This window comes from Corynebacterium lowii (genome assembly GCF_001412085.1).
Lineage (GTDB): Bacteria > Actinomycetota > Actinomycetes > Mycobacteriales > Mycobacteriaceae > Corynebacterium > Corynebacterium lowii.
The window spans coordinates 37,013-49,272 of the sequence record NZ_LKEV01000009.1 but is presented as its reverse complement, the minus strand read 5'-3'; the positions used below and the strand labels follow the sequence as shown (position 1 = coordinate 49,272).

11 protein-coding genes are annotated in these 12,260 nt (G+C 62.5%); all 11 read right to left on the bottom strand.

Annotated features, from left to right (window positions below):
* Positions 1–48: 48 nt before the first annotated feature.
* Positions 49–996 carry a cutinase family protein gene (locus Clow_RS11005; RefSeq protein ID WP_055179190.1) on the bottom strand — a complete coding sequence of 316 codons (948 nt, stop codon included), beginning with the start codon at positions 994–996 and terminating at the stop codon, positions 49–51.
* 18 nt (positions 997–1,014) lie between these two features.
* A complete protein-coding gene (locus Clow_RS11000) occupies positions 1,015–1,536 on the bottom strand; it encodes a DUF732 domain-containing protein (protein ID WP_055179188.1) in 522 nt (173 codons plus the stop codon).
* Position 1,537: 1 nt separating this feature from the next.
* Positions 1,538–3,472: an alpha/beta hydrolase-fold protein gene (locus Clow_RS10995; RefSeq protein ID WP_055179186.1), complete on the bottom strand. Its 1,935-nt coding sequence runs from the start codon at positions 3,470–3,472 to the stop codon at positions 1,538–1,540.
* A gap of 233 nt (positions 3,473–3,705) precedes the next feature.
* Positions 3,706–4,746, bottom strand: coding sequence for an alpha/beta hydrolase (locus Clow_RS10990; RefSeq protein ID WP_055179184.1), 1,041 nt, complete (start codon positions 4,744–4,746; stop codon positions 3,706–3,708).
* A 290-nt stretch (positions 4,747–5,036) separates the two neighbouring features.
* Positions 5,037–6,059, bottom strand: a complete 1,023-nt coding sequence (locus Clow_RS10985) for an alpha/beta hydrolase (RefSeq protein WP_055179182.1) — start codon at positions 6,057–6,059, stop codon at positions 5,037–5,039.
* A gap of 118 nt (positions 6,060–6,177) precedes the next feature.
* The gene (locus tag Clow_RS11985; RefSeq protein ID WP_055179179.1) at positions 6,178–7,161 is read right to left on the bottom strand and encodes a decaprenyl-phosphate phosphoribosyltransferase; all 984 of its coding nucleotides are present in this window, start codon (positions 7,159–7,161) and stop codon (positions 6,178–6,180) included.
* Entirely contained in the window at positions 7,158–7,670 is a 513-nt protein-coding gene (locus Clow_RS10975; RefSeq protein ID WP_055179177.1) for a phosphatase PAP2 family protein, read from the bottom strand. Before Clow_RS10975 ends, Clow_RS11985 begins: the two co-directional genes overlap by 4 nt.
* Positions 7,663–9,618, bottom strand: coding sequence for a glycosyltransferase (locus Clow_RS10970; protein ID WP_281175682.1), 1,956 nt, complete (start codon positions 9,616–9,618; stop codon positions 7,663–7,665). Before Clow_RS10970 ends, Clow_RS10975 begins: the two co-directional genes overlap by 8 nt.
* Before the next feature lie 169 nt (positions 9,619–9,787).
* Positions 9,788–10,006, bottom strand: a complete 219-nt coding sequence (locus tag Clow_RS10965) for a hypothetical protein (protein ID WP_069724633.1) — start codon at positions 10,004–10,006, stop codon at positions 9,788–9,790.
* A gap of 307 nt (positions 10,007–10,313) precedes the next feature.
* Complete coding sequence (gene glf, locus Clow_RS10960; RefSeq protein WP_055179166.1) at positions 10,314–11,516, bottom strand: UDP-galactopyranose mutase; 1,203 nt, start codon at positions 11,514–11,516, stop codon at positions 10,314–10,316.
* 98 nt (positions 11,517–11,614) lie between these two features.
* Positions 11,615–12,055 (bottom strand): VOC family protein, encoded by a 441-nt coding sequence (locus tag Clow_RS10955; protein ID WP_055179164.1) that lies wholly within the window; start codon positions 12,053–12,055, stop codon positions 11,615–11,617.
* Positions 12,056–12,260 lie beyond the last annotated feature (205 nt).

Sequence of the window (12,260 nt, the reverse complement as noted above, 5' to 3'; positions counted from 1 at the left end):
TTAGTTCCACTGAGGAATCTACCGCACAATATACTTTTGCGAGAAATACTAAGGGTGTGGTGTTGCGGGCGGAGCGTCAATCAGACCGCTAGCCCACTCCACCAACCACTGGTTAGTGGTGGTTCCTGGGAACACATTGGGATTTGTGCCATATTGCGCGTGCACCCCGCCCGCCGAGATCATGTCCCGCGCGCGCCCCAAAGCATTGCCCACATCCCTGGGGGCATCGCAAATGTGGTCATCCGGGGCACAGATCTGGGATACCCGATCATTGAGCACTCCGAAGCCGCTGCGCGGCCCCCTCATGGTGGCACCGGGCACGATGGGCTGCACCGCCGCATTAAGAGGTTGCAGCGCCACCTCGGCGCCCACCCCGGAGACGGGATTGCCCACGGCCACGCCCTGATCCGCCACGCGGCGGCCATCGGCCACCAAGGCAAAACCGCGCACCCGCTCGGCGGGTATGAAGGGCTGCTCCCCACCTAGCTCCTCGGCAAGGTCACCCATAATCACCGCGCCCTGGGAAAAGCCGGTGAGCACGAAGTCTGTGCCGGGGCACTGCTGGTGGGTTTCCATCATCTCCGCGCGCACGCGATCGGTGCCCTGGGTGCGGGAATCGTCGTAGCTCATCTCCATCGGCGCGCTGACGTTGCGGAATTGCGCGGTATAGGGCAGCGTCCACACCTTCACCCGATCCTCCGGGTAGCGCTCCTGAAGCGGGTTCGTCACCGTAAGCAGGAAGGAAAGCGGGTTCACGTGCGGGTGAATCGGATCGTCTTCCGCACCCGATTCCCAGGTTCCCGGCGCGGCGATCACCTCCACCTCGGGGCACCATTCCGGCTGCTCCGGGGTCTCTTCCTGGGCCTGCTCCGGCCCCTGGGCGGCAGGTTCCTGCGGCGTTCCGGAAGAATCGCCGTCGAGAGCCCACTTCGCCACGCCCATTCCAATGACCACCATCACGGCCACCGCGGCGAGGATCGTTATAACCTTGCGCATTTGCCCAAGACTACGCCTTTAGCAGTAGGACTTGCGCGCCGCCGATTCGATCAGCTCCGCGGCCTTGGCGGCGTCGAGCTCGGTATAGCCCTGCTCCGCGAGCTGCCCGCCGATGGCCTGCGCGGTGGCATCGCCTTCGCCGCCCTCTTCCGCCGCCGTGCACACCGACTGCGCCGCAGCAATGAGCTGATCGGACACCTTCTCGGTATCCACCCCGCCCTCGGCTACCGCATCCAGGTAATCCTGTTCCTCCTTGGTGGTGGCGCCCTGCGGCTCCGGGAGCGATTCAATCTCCCGCGCACCCAGATCGTGCTCCTGCGTCGGCCCCGCTCCCTGCGCGGGGCTTTGCGACGTCGCCTCTGCCGAGCTCGTTGCGCTGCTACTCGACGTCGGGCTGGCACTCGTGGTGCCCTGGCTGCGGGTGAGCGGGGCCACGGTGTTATCGCTCCCGCCGCCCTCCACGGTGGTACCACCGCAGGCGGCAACCCCCAGGCCGGTGCACAGAACCAGGGCACTCAGAATCAGGCCACGGCGCGGCATGTTAAGAACGCTCCTTCTCAATCTTTCCGTTTACTTGGCTAATCTTTCCGTGCTGGAACTGCACGTATTGCCCGCCTGCCGGAATATCCGCCTGGTCCGCGGTGGGCCAGCCGAACTCGCCCTGCTCCCACTTGTCCTCGCCCCAGGCGTCGAAGATGTCGCCGTAGCGGATGGCATGAGCACCGGAGGCCTCGGAGTGGTAGATATTGCCCTGCTCAAATTGCTGGAGCGTGCCACCGGGAATACGAATCACGTTCGAGGTGGGCATGCCCAGCCAGGAGGTAGCCGCGCCCAGTTCCGCGTACTTCTGGCCAATGGCACCACTCAAGTGGAAAGCCTTGGCGTCCTCGCCCGCGCCGGTGCTCACGATCACGCCATTCTGGAACTGCTGCACCTGGGAATCCCCGGAGCTCACAGCATCGGCCACCGGGTAGCCCATCTCGCCAGTCTCGTAGTTGGCTCCGCCCCAGGCGTCCATCATGGCCGGGCTCACGGGGATAGCTCCCGTTTCCTCCGACCAGTACATCGCGCCGTGCTCAAAGAGCACGTACTTGCCCTTGCCGTCCGGGGAGCTCAGCTCGGTGGTGCGCGGGAAACCCAGCCAGGAGGCGGGGCCGCCCAACTCGGCATAGCGGGCGTTAATGCGGCCAAAGAGCACCTGGGCTCCCGTAGCCTCGGACCAATAGGCCGTTCCACCCAGGAAGTCCTGGGCCTTACCCGCCCCACCAGCGACGTCGTACTCGTTATTCACGCAGGTGCCGATGGCACCGGCGGCGGTGGCGTCCGCGATCGCACCAATCGGGGCGCACTCCGCACCGCGATCCCCAGCCTGCACACCCAGAGAATCAGCAATCATGGGCCATGCCTGGGTCATCTCGAACTGCCAATACGGCCAGGAGTGAATACCGGCATCGCGGAAGCGGGCGGTGACGTCCACTCCGGCGCTCTTGGCGCGATTCACGAAGGTCTGGGTGGTCATGCGGGAGACGGCCTCTAGCCCCATGCCCGTCATGCGGTCGGTGGGATTAGGCACCGTGACCTGACCGTTCTCCTCGCGCCCGGAGCCCGCAGAAACGTAGACCGGGGTGCCCTTCAGCGCATCCAACCCGAGCTTGGGATCATGCTTCTTCCACTCCTCGGAACCATAGGAGCCCCACATCTTCGTGGCGCTGTATCCACCGGCGTCCGACATCGCCGCGTTGATCGCCGCGGGCATGCCCGGCGTGGTGGTGTCCAGGTATCCAGAGAAGGAACCCACAAAGTTAAAGAGGCCCGGATTGTGTGCGGCGAGGTTCACCGCCGCCGTAGCGCCCATCGAGATACCCGTGACGGCGCGCTCACCATTGGAGCGGAAGCCCTTATCCAGCACCGGAACGAGCTCGTTGATGAGGAAGCTCTCCCACTTGTAGTGGCGGCCGTTATCCTCCTCCAGCCAATCGGAGTAGAAGGAAGATTCCCCGCCCACGGGCAGGATCACGTTCACGTTCTTATCGGAGTAGAACTGCTCGATGTTGGTGGCGCTGGTCCAGCCGTTTTCATCGTCGCGGGCGCGCATACCATCGAGCGCCCACACCTCCGGGAAGGTGCGATCGGGCTGCGAATGCCAATCGCGGGCCAGCAGGATCTGCACCTGCACAGGGCTCTGCGGCATGGAGGGGGAATTGATGTACACCGCCACGCGGCGGCTGCTCAACCACTCCACTCGATCCACGCTCACCCCATCGGGTAGCCCCTGAATCTGCGGAGTATCGGTGCGCGTGGGAGCGGGCTGCTGCGAATCCCCCGGCTTGATGTAATCCGAGAGGCTAATGGGGAGTTCGGGGAGGGCGTTCGCCGGGGTGATGGTTCCCAGGGCGAGGGCCACGGCGGTGGGGATCGCCGTGGCGGCAATCCGGAAGGAGCGCCGCTGCGGCGCACGGGATGCGGTGTCGCGCATGTGTCCTAATCCTTTACATTTGTTCGGTTCCGCCGGGCAGTGGGAGTTCCCCTCTCCCACTGCCCCGCCTACACACAGTCCAGTTAAGTTTAAGTTTAACTTGAGAGTTAGTGTGCAGACACTCCGTGCGATAGCGGGAAAAATCACATATTTTTGAACGCGAAAGAGGGCCGTGCGCCACGCACACGGCCCTTGCCCCCCCCCGAGATTGCCCCGGTACAACTCCCCGGCTACTACGCGCCCAGCGCCCGGAGAATACGGTCGCGGTTCTGGTTCACCATGTCATTCCAGATGGGCCAGTTATGGATACCGAACTCGGGGTAAATCTCCGTATCCACCAGGCCCGCCCCGCGAGCCTTCGCGCCCCACATCTGCGTGGAAATGCGCGAGGCCTGCTCCAAGGCTCCACCCACGATGAGGCTCTGCGGGTCCTTGGGATCGTCGCCGCGAGCTATGCCGCTACCGGCCACCACCACGACGTCAGTATTGCGCAGCCCCTCCATGTTCATGTACGGATCATTCTCCGCGCGCTTGGGGCTGATGACCGAGCCGTAGAGATTATTGATGTTGAAGCCACCGGCGCTGAGTAGAACCAGGCCCATGATCGCGTACGACCCCGGCACCGTCAGGGTGAGATAACCGGACAGGGAGAATACCTGCTTGAACTGGTCCGGGTGCTTGGCCGCCAGGTTCATCGCACCGGTAGCGCCCATAGAAATACCCATCACGGAGTTATTGCTGCGCGAAACTCCAAAATTGGCCTCCAGGTACGGGGGCAACTCCTGGGTAAGGAAGGTCTCGTACCGATAATCGGGGTTCACCATATCGGCCGCAGGGATCGGCAACAGGCTCGCGGGAGCCTCCCAGTCCGCATAGAAAGAACCGCGCCCACCCGTGGGCATCACGAGGGTGATGTTGGTGTGGTTGAACACGTCGCGGACGTTTGAGTTAAAGGACCAGCTATTGCTCCCCTCCGTGAGCAGCCCGTCGAGGAGGTACAGGCTGCCGTTACCGCCCTCGGAGGACGGGCGGATCTGCACCGGCACGTGCTTATTCATAGAAGGCGACCACACATCGCAGCGCTGAATCCAGTACAGGTTCGGGTCCCACTCACAGGTGCCGGTGGAATCGGGACGCAACCAATCGCGGTTACCCGCGTGGGCCTCCCCCACCGGCCCCACGACCATAAGGCTCACCGCCGCTATGACCACCGCCATCACGGCCGCTACCGTCCGATCCATCTGAGCCCGGGCCCAAGTTTTTGCACTGCGCATTCTTTTATTTCCTCACGTCGTTCATCCGCAGTCATCCCGCCTGCGGCTAGCCGCCATCGGTAATTTTATATCACCAATAATCACACTAGTCACAGGAGTGACAATTTTTCCTCGTTTTGTACGTCGAATACTCTGTGCCGAACGCACCGTGCCCGGCGCGCTGTGGCTGACGCACCGCGTGCGACACCACCGCATCTAACGCACAACGCCGGGCGCGCAACACATCGCAACGCGCCCGGCGTAGCACCCCTGGCTGCCATAAAAGGAAGCAAGAGGCATGGCCTGGCTCTCTAGGCCGCCCCCATCACGTCCAATACTCGGGGGCGTATGTGGTTATTGAGCTGGTCCACCCACAGACCCCAGTTATGCAGGCCCACGATCGGGTAGTTCTCCGTCACGCTGATACCCGTCATCTTGGCCGTGGTGGCCCACGCCTGCGTGGAGGCCCGCGAAATGGTCTCCAAGGGGGAACCCGCGATGATGTCCTGGATGGGCAATTGCAGGTCCGCCGGGCCGGGGATACCCGTGGCCGCCGTGACGTACACGTCCGTGCCGCGGAGGCCGCCCATGTTGAACAGAGGATCATTGGCAAAGCGCTTGGGGCTCACCACCGAGCCGTACATGGCGTTGAGGTTAAAACCGCCCGCATCGAGCAGGGCCACGCGCATGAGCGTCTGAGCACCCGGCACCGTATTGGTGAGATAACCGGACAGGGAGAATACCTGCTTGAACTGCTCCGGGTGCTTGGCCGCCAGGTTCATCGCACCGGTGGCACCCATAGAGATGCCCAGCACGGAGTTCTTCACGGGAGAAACCCCAAAGTTAGCCTCCAGATACGGGGGCAACTCCTGAGAGAGGAAGGTCTCCCACTGGTAGTTCACCGGATCACTGACGTCGTACTTAGCGGGGGCGTTCCAATCCGCGTAGAAGGAACCCGGCCCACCCACCGGCATGACCAGCGTGATGTTATCGTGCTCGAACACGGCGGGGGCATTGGGCACATCCATCCAGCCATTGGTGAGCTCGGTGGCGCGCAGGCCGTCCAGGAAGTACAGGCCCGCGTCTCCCCCGCGCTCGGAGGGCTGAATCTGCACAGCGATGTTGCGGCCCATCGAGGGCGACCACACATCGCAGCGCTGCACCCCGTATCCGTGGGGGTCCCACTCGCAGGTGCCGGTGGCGTCGGGACGCAATTCATCGCGGTTCGCGGCACTGGCGGTGCCGGCACCGACCACAACGCCGGTCATAGCGGTGATCGCGGCCGTCACCGTGGCCATCAGGGCGCGCGGCGAGAAACGCAAGCCAGACTTCATCGCATTACCTCTTTTCCATCTTCCCTTGGCGGGCATTCTTTTCTTTTCATCGCTGAAGATCACGGCACCGTTACACAAGGGAAAACTATCGAGGTGACAGCGCCTTTTGCATCTACGCTCATTGCAGAGCAGGCATCACATATACGGCCAAGACGATACACAGAATCCACAGGCCAGCCAACGCTTGGAGAACCCTATCCGAAAGCGCCAGCTCATCCGGCGCACCGCCATCGCCGCGGTCCACATCGGCGGCGTACCGCAAGATGGCGATGGCAAAGGGCACCATCGAGATCTGGTACCACACACCAGAGGAGGAATCCACGGCGGTGGCCATTTCAAAGCCCCAGAGCGCGTAACTCATCACCACGGCGGTGGCCGCAAGCGTCCACACAAAACGCAGGTAGGTGGGGGTATAGCCGCGCAGGGACTTGCGAATCTTCGCCCCCGTGCGCTCCGCGAGCAGCAATTCCGAATAACGCTTGCCCGCCGCCATGAACAGCGAACCAAAGGCCGCCACCAGCAGGAACCACTGGGAAAGGGCGATGCCCGCGGCCACACCACCGGCCATCGCGCGCAGCATGAAGCCGGAGGAAACCAGGGCAATATCAATCACCGGCTGATGCTTCCACCCAAAGCAATAACCCAATTGCAGGGCGATATACACGCCCACCACCACGGCCAGGCCATAGCCGGAGGAGGCGAAGAAGGAAATACCCACCGCCGCCGCAATGAGAATCACCGCCATCGCATAGGCCACGGATACCGGCAGCACGCCAGCGGCAATGGGGCGGAAGCGCTTGGTGGGGTGCTGGCGATCGGCCTCCACATCGCGGGCGTCGTTAATGAGGTAAATAGAGGAGGCCGCAAGGCAGAACACGAGGAAGGCGAGGGCGACGTCGATAAGCGTGCGCTGATTGAGCAGCGCCTCAGCACCGGCCGCCGCCGGGGCAGCCACCACCAGGACGTTCTTGACCCACTGCTTAGGGCGCAGCGCCTTAATCATGCCGTCAAGCAGATTCTTCGGCGGCTTGCGCTTTCGCGTGTTATCAATGCCTTCCGTGTGCGGTTCCGAGCCAAAAATGCCCGTGGTCTGCTCCGTCACGCGCCGTGCCTTCCCTTCCGTGCAACCTTCATCACAGCCTTGCCCACAACGGCACCAAGAGCAGTGCCCGCCACCACATCCGTGGGGTAATGAACCCCCAGCACCATACGCGAGGCCATCATCACCGGCACAACGAGCAGCGGCGCGCGCTTGCCCGTTACCTCCGCCACCGCTACCGCCGTGGCCGCCGTGGATGTGGCGTGCGAGGAGGGAAAGCTCAGCTTGGAGGGGGTGGAAACCCCAATCGCAATGCGCGGATCGTGCGGGCGCTTGCGCCGCACCACGCGCTTAATGGCTATCGACGCCGCGTGGCTCACGAAGGCCGCAATGCCCACGTTGAGCCACTGCTTGCGGCGCGGGGCGTCCACCGCCGCTCCCACCGCGGCCACTCCCATCCAACCCAGGGCGTGCTCGCCCAAAGCACTCAGGCCCCGCGCTGCGGGCAGCACTCCGGGAATGTGGGAGGTGGCTTTTTGCAGCCCCACCAGCACGCTTGCCTCATTAAGCACCGAAGATCTCCCCCCAGGCCTCGCGGCTGACCAGCGTGGGCATGGCCGCACGGTAATCCTTGCGCAGGTCCTCGAAGCGAGCAGCCAGCTCCTTGTGCAGGCGCAGGGTCTCGCGCAGCAGCTCCTTGGCCTGCTCGCGGTCGCGCTTGCGGAAGGTCACGCCCTTGCCATCGGCGGTGGTCACCGTAGCGCTGTCGAGGCGCGACAGGGAGAACCAGCGAGCCTCGTACTTACTCAGATTCGCCTGCGGCACCTCGTGATGCTCCGGCTGCGCCGGGCGCGCCGAATGGGCCAGGCTCTTAGCCAGCCAGCGCAACTTCTTCACCGGAGCCAGGCGGCCGCCGATGTCGTGAATGGGTACCCCGCCCGGCAGGCCCGAAGGGCTGGGTAGCGACGCCGCCGAGGGCACCACCTGAGCATCTGGATACTGCTTGCGCAGGGCGTTAATCCTGGGCAGAGAGCTCTCCAAGATTTCAAAGAGATGATCGGGCCCGGCCAGGAAGTCCTTAAGGGCCTCGATCTGAATGGCCATCGTGGAGTATTCCAGGCACATGGCGTGCTTGAAGGTGGACTTGCGCAGGGACTTAATAATGCCCTTCACGTCACCCCGGTGATACATGGCCGCCACGATCAAGCGGTTGCGCAGGTGGAAGTACGCCTGCCAATCAATAGCATCGTCCTTATCCGCCCAGGACATGTGCCAGATCGCCACGCCCGGCCAGGTGGCCGTGGGGAAACCCGCCTCCTTGGCGCGCAGGGAATACTCCGTATCGTCCCACTTGATAAACAGAGGCAAGGGCTGACCGATCTTTTCCGCCACCACCGTGGGGAAAAGGCACATCCACCAGCCGTTATAGTCCACGTCAATGCGGCGGTGAATATCGCGGGAGGTGACGGTACCCAGCGGGTCACCGTGCTTGCCCAGATCATTCATGGGGTGCTGGGCGAAGTCGTGATCGTAGTGCACATTCGGGGCCGGGGACCACATGAAGTCCACGTGATTGACCACCTCGCCCATCGTGCGCAGCTCGGAGCGCTGCAAAAGGTTGAGCATTTGGCCGCCCACGAAAATCGGGCGTTCCGCGTAGCGGGCCACCTGCACGGCGCGCAGAATCGCATCGGGCTCAATGGCGATGTCATCATCCATGTAGAGGATGTAGGGAGTGGAAGGCGTATTCTCCCCCAGGGTCTCGTACATAATGCGGGAATAGCCGCCCGAGCCGCCCAGGTTGCCCTGGCGGAACTCAAAGAAGCGCTCCCCAAAGTGCTCGGTCACCGCGGCGTAGCCCGGTTCATCGGCGGGGTGCTGATTGCCCTGATCGGGCATGAGCACGGCCTCAATGATGGAATCCACCTCGGGATCAGAGGCCAAGGCTTCCAGCGCCGCCACGGCGTCCTTGGGGCGGTTGAAGGTGGGAATACCCACCGTCACGGCCTTATCGAAGGGACCCACCTGGGTACCGTCCGGCATGGTCTGCGGGCCAGGGGCCTGGGGGGCGTACCAACCACCGGAAACGGTCACGGACGTTTCCGCCGTGACATCAAACCAGTACCAGCCGCCGTCCTCGAAGGGAGCCAGGGAAAGATTGAACTCCACGGCCTCATCGGTGACCTGGGCGGCCTGCTCCGCAACCCGGCCACCATCGAAGCGGGAACGGTACACATCAATGCGGGCGCTGCCGGAAACCTCCACGCGCAGCACCACGGAATCGAGCTGGGACCAGCGGCGCCAGTAACTAGCCGGGAAGGCGTTAAAGTACGTCTCAAAGCTCAGCTCGGCTCCTGCCGGAATCTCCACGCTCAACCGATCCGGGCAAACGAGGCGCTCCTGAACCTGCTGCGTTTCCATGTAATACAGGCTGCGCACGTCCGCTGGCTCTCCGCGCTGAGGCATGAGCAAGCGCTGAAGTTGCTCCACGGCCGCTGTGTTCTTGTGGGGTTCACTCACGATGGTGCTCTTCGCCTTCCCGAGGGGTATCAATATCGCCCCTCTAGATTAGTAGGTTCCCGTGGCGGGAGTTAAGGCACACGCAATCCCTGCCGGAAAACACTCGTTCACCAGACATATTGAAGACCCCAGCCGAAGTTGGCTGGGGCCTTCACGGTCTTGCTGTTTCTTAGGCAGCGAGCGCGCTCGTCATGCTGCCGCTGAGTCGGTGCTCTAGCTCTTCCACCGCCTCGCGCTCAATGAGCACGGTACGGAAGAAGGCCGGGCTGGACTCCCAGCGACGGGCAACACCATCGAGAACGGCGTCGATGAGGCCGATGGGAAGTTCTGCGCCAAATCGGGCGTGAAGATCCATCCGAACGCTCCAGAGGCGATCAATCTTAGACATGAGAATCACCAATCCTTTCCTTGAGGTTCATCTCGGAGACTTCCTTTGTTAACTGGTTGTTAACCTTAGTGTCATCTTCGACAGAACGCAAGGCGCTTCAAATGATGGGATCTTCAAACGGTTTTTTCCGCCCAGAAGAAAGGGCGGAAGGCGCAATAAAATACCAGTTCAGAGCACATGCCAAGCCCCTCACGTCACACCAAAGCCAGCCGGAACACTCAGACGCAAGACGAAAAACTGCCCTCCCAGCAGCTCGCATCGCTACCGGGAGGGCGGGAAAGTTAACGGAAAGTTAACTTAAGGGTAACTAGTGCCCCCTACTCTGCTCCAAGGAAGCTCCCTCCTCCCAGAAGGGCACCAGGTGGTTATCGAACATGGAGAGCGCCGCACCGATGGCCATGTGCATGTCCAGGTACTGATACGTACCCAGGCGGCCACCGAAGAGAACCTTGGCGTTCTTGGATTCCTCGGCGGCGCGGCGTCGATAAGCCTCCAGTTTGGCACGATCCTCCGGGGTGTTGATGGGGTAGTAGGGCTCGTCGCCCTCCTCCGCGAAGCGGGAGTACTCCTTCATAATGACCGTCTTGTCCTTGGGGTAACGGTCGGCGCGCTCGGGGTGGAAGTGGCGGAACTCGTGGATACGGGTGAAGGGAACGTCGGCGTCGTTGTAGTTCATCACCGGGGTGCCCTGGAAGTCACCCACCGGCTCCACGGAGGCCTCGAAGTCCAGGGTGCGCCAGCCCAGGTGCCCCTCGGCGTAATCGAAGTAACGATCCAGCGGGCCGGTGTACACCACGGGGGCCTCGGGGGAGGCGGCACGCAGTTCCTCGCGCACCTCAAACCAATCGGTATCCAGGCGCACCTCGATGTTCTCGTGCGCGGCCATGCGCTCCAACCAGGCGGTATAGCCCTCCACCGGCAGCCCCTCGTAGGTATCGGTGAAGTAGCGGTTATCAAAGGTGTAGCGCACCGGCAGGCGAGTGATATTGCCCGCGGGCAGCTCCTTGGGGTCCGTCTGCCACTGCTTAGCGGTGTAATCGCGGATGAAGGCCTCGTAGAGGGGGCGGCCGATGAGCGAAATCGCTTTCTCTTCCAGGTTGGTGGCCTCGGCGGGGTCGAGTCCGTCGGTCTGCTCCGCGATGAGCGCGCGGGCCTCCTCCGGGCTGTAGTACTTGCCAAAGAACTGGTTAATCAGCCCCAGACCCATCGGGAACTGATAGGCCGTGCCATCGTGCATGGCGAACACGCGGTGCTGGTAGCCCGTGAACTCGGTGAACTGATTGACGTACTCCCACACCCGCTTATTAGAGGTATGGAAGAGGTGCGCGCCGTACTTATGAATCTCAATGCCCGTCTCCGGCTCGGCCTCGGAATAGGCATTGCCCCCGATGTGGCTGCGGCGCTCCACGATGAGCACCTTCTTACCCTGCTGACTGGCCGCCCGCTCCGCCACGGTCAGACCAAAAAGGCCGGAACCCACCACAATGAGGTCATATTGCTTCTGCATCATGGGCACCAGGGTAATGGACGCACCACAGCCAGGCCCGGCATACGCGCCGTGAGGTGGCTTTGCTTATCGACGGCGCCTTGGTTCCGGTGTGCAAACCCCTACTGCTCGGCAGCCGCCGCTGCGGCGCTCACCGACCACATCACACCGAAGGGATCAAAGACCTGCCCATACCAGTCACCCCACGGAGCCTTGGCAAAGGGCATATTGACCTCGCCACCAGCGGCCACGAACTTCTCTATGACCTCCCGACCTCGCTCCGGACTCTCCACCTCCACCAACAGGGAGTAGGCGGTGCCGCGAATCGGGTACTCTTTATCGTCAAAATTGATCTGGTCCGCTCCGGCGATCCCCCAGGCATCCGTGGTGAGGGTGGCGTGAGCGACGGCCTCGGCGGGCGGGGTGAAGGGCATACCCTCCAAGTTCTGCTCTCCGTACTTCACCATGTTGAGATCGCCGCCAAAGATGGACTGCCACAGCGTGAAGGCCTCTTCGGTGCGACCATCGGGCAGGGAAACGTAGGAAAGAATCTTCTCAGTCATGCGGTCCAGGCTACGGGATTATACGAAAAACGGAGCGATACAGAGGGGATAACCACCGAAGCAACCGGCACCCTATTTCCCGAATCGGAAAAATATGCTCTGACCAGCACTAAACTACCTCCCGCGAGCAATGAACGCTACCGCCTGCGGCAGAGATACGCTACCTCTCACGACCTTTGAACGCTACCTCCTGCGACCTCAAGTT

Excerpts from the sequence above, each read along its gene's own strand:
- Clow_RS10965 (WP_069724633.1), bottom strand. The coding sequence starts at position 10,006 with ATGTCTAAGATTGATCGCCTCTGGAGCGTTCGGATGGATCTTCACGCC.
- Clow_RS10985 (WP_055179182.1), bottom strand. The coding sequence starts at position 6,059 with ATGAAGTCTGGCTTGCGTTTCTCGCCGCGCGCCCTGATGGCCACGGTG.
- Clow_RS11000 (WP_055179188.1), bottom strand. The coding sequence starts at position 1,536 with ATGCCGCGCCGTGGCCTGATTCTGAGTGCCCTGGTTCTGTGCACCGGC.
- Clow_RS10955 (WP_055179164.1), bottom strand. The coding sequence starts at position 12,055 with ATGACTGAGAAGATTCTTTCCTACGTTTCCCTGCCCGATGGTCGCACC.
- glf (WP_055179166.1), bottom strand. The coding sequence starts at position 11,516 with ATGATGCAGAAGCAATATGACCTCATTGTGGTGGGTTCCGGCCTTTTT.
- Clow_RS10995 (WP_055179186.1), bottom strand. The coding sequence starts at position 3,472 with ATGCGCGACACCGCATCCCGTGCGCCGCAGCGGCGCTCCTTCCGGATT.
- Clow_RS10990 (WP_055179184.1), bottom strand. The coding sequence starts at position 4,746 with ATGCGCAGTGCAAAAACTTGGGCCCGGGCTCAGATGGATCGGACGGTA.
- Clow_RS11005 (WP_055179190.1), bottom strand. The coding sequence starts at position 996 with ATGCGCAAGGTTATAACGATCCTCGCCGCGGTGGCCGTGATGGTGGTC.